This window comes from Spirosoma litoris (genome assembly GCF_054776755.1).
This window is the reverse complement of sequence record NZ_BAAHBI010000049.1, coordinates 1-3,582: the sequence shown is the minus strand read 5'-3', so window position 1 is coordinate 3,582 and position 3,582 is coordinate 1. Positions and strand designations below refer to the sequence as shown.

Genomic DNA, 3,582 nt, shown 5'->3' with positions numbered 1-3,582 from the left:
TGATTCGGTATGAGTTTGGCTTCGGGAAGAATCGGATTCTGACGCCCAGGTATTTTTAAAATTGACAGGTTATAACTAAACACCGATTCCTCAGAGGGTGAAGTAAATCATCCTCTGAGGCTTATTTTCTATCCCGAAATTGACTAAACTGCATCATTGTAAAGCAAGCTACATAAAAGCCAGGAATCAGGATTTTAAGCATAAATTATACGGTGGATCTTTATTATGTAGCGTAAAATAGAATATTGTATTATAATGGCCTAATAGAAAGATAGCCTTTTAGTTACCTTTCTGCTATGCTATCAACACTATATAACATATTGATTGTTAACGGTTCATACTCTACATGATGAAACTTGAAACCAAGAAAAAGGCTGGAACTTTGTAGCGACCAAGCAACAAACCCTCCAGCCCCGTAATGATCGACCATTACTCCTCAAAGGTAGAGCAAATCTTTCAATCAGCGACCAAACAAGTAGGTACTCGTTGGCATCTAGCCCGTCTAAAAATGATTTTCGCCCTCATTTTCAGCATCATCGAGACTCGTAGCGTCCAGTTCCCCGAATTGGCCACTAAACTCAATGGCTCAGCTCAGGATGAATCAAACCTGCGACGGATTCAGGCTTTTTTTGCCCACTATGAATTGGATTATCGGGTTATAGCTTGCGTCTTAATGAGCTTTGTACCGACTCAAAAGTGCCGCATCAGTATTGACCGCACAAATTGGCAGTTTGGCTCTCAAAACATCAACATCCTCACCCTAACGGTTTACAGTCATGGTGTAGGCCTGCCTATTCTGATTCAGATGCTTGATAAAAAGGGCAACTCGAAGGCTCAGGAACGCATTGATTTATTGGACGAGTTTGTGGCTTTGTTTGGTAAAGAGCGAATCCTGTCGCTCACAGGTGACCGTGAGTTCATCGGCCATAAATGGCTTAAGTGGCTCATTGATAATCACATAGGTTTTGCTATCAGATTTCCCGTTTCCCACTTGCTCACCCTTCGTAATGGGGAGGTCTGGCGGGCCGATACCTTGCTGGCTCAATCGGAGGAACGCTATTTTAACGGTGTTATCGTAGATGGTGTTCGGCTCAATATGGCCTTGAAGCAACTCGCTAACGACTATCTATTGGTAGGTGGCTCTTTAAGCGTAAAAAAACTCTTTGCTCACTACCGCCACCGCTGGAGCATCGAAACTTTTTTTCAGAGCCTTAAAAAGCGAGGCTTTCGTCTGGAAGAGACGCATCTAAGTGCTCTGGATCGGCTCAAGAAACTGATAGCTTTGGCTAGTTTAGCCTTTGTATTTTGCTGGCAGGTAGGCCGCTATTATCATCAAAACCGTTCATCAATTCGACTCAAAGCCCACGGCTACAAGGCTAATTCATTCTTTCGAAAGGGGTTAGACCTGTTGCGTCATACTTGTAAATTCATTGAAACCCGTCTGATTCTTTTTGAACATTACCTGAGTTGGTTAGGCAAAGATCTCTCCATAAAGTCTACCTAAATCTTGGTTCAAAATTTCATCATGTAGAGTAATTTGGCCTAAGATTCCTTCTTCATTTTTTAATGTATTTAGTGCATTTTCATAGAAAATATTTAATTCCTTTCCATTTAGTTCTAACATCTCCTGCCATCTACAACCAGTAGGCACTTTTATTCCATTTTCATCTGCCATTTTAAGAAATAGTAAATAAGTTAATTGCTCCACATAGTCAGCATAATCCATACCATCATGTCTGAGTATATGGCAAAAGCTCCAAAGTTTGGCAGTGATATTCATGGAAATAAAGTTACATTATTGGCAATATGGCAACAAAAGGTTTTTCTATTTGACGTCTACTTGTCAATCGTCTATGTTTGAACACAAATATATTTTTTTTCTCAATCTATTTTTTGAATAAAATACTGTCATCTACAAGAGAATAATAAGAAAACACTATTAAGCATTGACTATTAAATGATTGGATACCGGAGAGGAAATGGCAGAAGCCCATCTTTGTTCCTGCGAAACCTAGCTTTTATTCTTAAAAGTAACGCATTATGGATCAAGGTCAAAAGTTGTGGAGCAACTTGGATTAAGCATATAACTGGGTTAGTCGATATAAGAAGAACTCCACATTCCGAACCCCTCTGAACTGACTTCTAAACGCCTTGATTTTGGCATTAAACGACTCAGCCGAGGCATTGGTACTGCGGTTGTCGAAGTAATTCAGAATCGTTTCGTAGTGGTTTTGAATTGAACGAGCCACCGTGTTGAAGGCTTTGAAACCGGCCTGGCGTACTTTTTCGTGCCACTTGGCCAACCGGCCTAAGCCATAAAGCTTATTGGTCGTGTTTTCAAAGATGTGACTCAGCGACTGACTCAATTCATAGTCGGACCGCCGATGCGGCCCTCTCCAAATCCGGATAACGCCCAAACAGCAAAGCCGCCCGCTCTTGCTGACTTTGTGTCCAATCGGTCGGCTTTTTATAGAGCACATAGCGACTGCGAGCCAAGAGTTGCTTAAGTGTGTCGCCATTGGCAAGCAGTTCCGGTTCATAAGCACTTTCGGTTAGTTTGGCCTGCTCAAGTGCCTCATTTTCGGCGTCCAGGGCTTGCCAGCGGTAGTGGATGCGCATGTCCTGAACAGCTTCAAGGGCCAGTTGCTGGACATGGAAACGGTCAGTCACTTGAGTCGCCTTGGGAAAACATTTTTTGGCGATCAGCCCCATATTGCCCGCCATGTCTAGGGTAATCTCGGCTACCTTATTGCGCTGTTTCTGTGATAGTTGTTTCAATACCTGAATCACGGTTTCGCCCTTAGTGCCCGCCACAATGGCTACGATACTGCCGCATCGGCGGTCCGACCTTGCCACCCTTAGCGGCTTTATTGGTCAGGATGGTATAGAGTTCGCCCTGCGATAAGCTGGTTTCATCCAAGGAGAGATGCGTACCTAGATTTTGAGGAAATAACAACCACTGCTTGGCATGAGATCGTTGGGGCCAGTTCTGAAAATCGCTTAAGTGAGTCCGGTATTGTCGGGCTAGTTGGTTGCCATCTACCCCATACAAACGGCCAAGGCTACTGGTATTGTGGGGGAACGAATCCGTCAACCTGGTTTAAAAAAAGCCGCAACGGCGGACCGTGCGAACTCGGTTGTCATTCGTGTACCCTGTGCCACTTGATTCCAGTCCCGTTGTTCTATTTTACCGGTTTTCGTATTGAGCCAGCGACGGCGTTTGATATGCAAGAAAACTCGGTTGTCTCGAATAGGGAAATCCTGGATGGTGATTACTGGCAGAAAGCCTTTGGAGAGCAGATCTGGCTTTACTCTATCGGCATCTTCATAGTTCTTTTCTTCCAGATACAGATGCAGTAGCTCTGGGACCTTCTCGACACGGGTCAATTGATAATACGATAAGAGGAAATCGGGTAAGAGGTATTCGACTAAGGGCAAGAAACTTTCCAAAACGAGCGAGACTTGGGTGAAAGCACAAACCTAGAAAAATGCAATGCTCTCCACAAGTATTGTCCTTGATTCGGATCAAGGTCAAAAGTTGTGGAGCATCTTGAATTAAGCATATAACTGGGTGAGCCGATA

Annotated in this window: 6 protein-coding genes; 1 reads left to right on the top strand and 5 read right to left on the bottom strand. The window is 43.6% G+C overall.

Translation table 11 applies throughout. From position 1 onward, the window contains the following. Nucleotides 1-508: 508 nt before the first annotated feature. Nucleotides 509-1,504, top strand: coding sequence for an IS4 family transposase (locus tag ACYVGR_RS27170; protein WP_460962745.1), 996 nt, complete (start codon nt 509-511; stop codon nt 1,502-1,504). Here ACYVGR_RS27170 and ACYVGR_RS27165 read toward each other — a convergent pair. From ACYVGR_RS27165 to ACYVGR_RS27145, 5 genes are all read right to left on the bottom strand, one after another. Beyond that, the gene (locus ACYVGR_RS27165) at nt 1,472-1,780 is read right to left on the bottom strand and encodes a type I restriction-modification system subunit M N-terminal domain-containing protein (protein ID WP_460962743.1); all 309 of its coding nucleotides are present in this window, start codon (nt 1,778-1,780) and stop codon (nt 1,472-1,474) included. The two genes, ACYVGR_RS27170 and ACYVGR_RS27165, sit on opposite strands and share 33 nt — an antisense overlap. Before the next feature lie 295 nt (nt 1,781-2,075). Further along, complete coding sequence (locus tag ACYVGR_RS27160) at nt 2,076-2,366, bottom strand: transposase (RefSeq protein WP_460962741.1); 291 nt, start codon at nt 2,364-2,366, stop codon at nt 2,076-2,078. A 1-nt stretch (nt 2,367) separates the two neighbouring features. Further along, nucleotides 2,368-2,856 carry an ISL3 family transposase gene (locus ACYVGR_RS27155; RefSeq protein WP_460962739.1) on the bottom strand — a complete coding sequence of 163 codons (489 nt, stop codon included), beginning with the start codon at nt 2,854-2,856 and terminating at the stop codon, nt 2,368-2,370. Further along, nucleotides 2,801-3,094, bottom strand: coding sequence for a hypothetical protein (locus ACYVGR_RS27150; RefSeq protein ID WP_460962737.1), 294 nt, complete (start codon nt 3,092-3,094; stop codon nt 2,801-2,803). Before ACYVGR_RS27150 ends, ACYVGR_RS27155 begins: the two co-directional genes overlap by 56 nt. Continuing rightward, complete coding sequence (locus ACYVGR_RS27145) at nt 3,091-3,450, bottom strand: ISAon1 family transposase N-terminal region protein (RefSeq protein WP_460962735.1); 360 nt, start codon at nt 3,448-3,450, stop codon at nt 3,091-3,093. The genes ACYVGR_RS27150 and ACYVGR_RS27145 overlap by 4 nt, the downstream gene beginning before the upstream one ends. Nucleotides 3,451-3,582 lie beyond the last annotated feature (132 nt).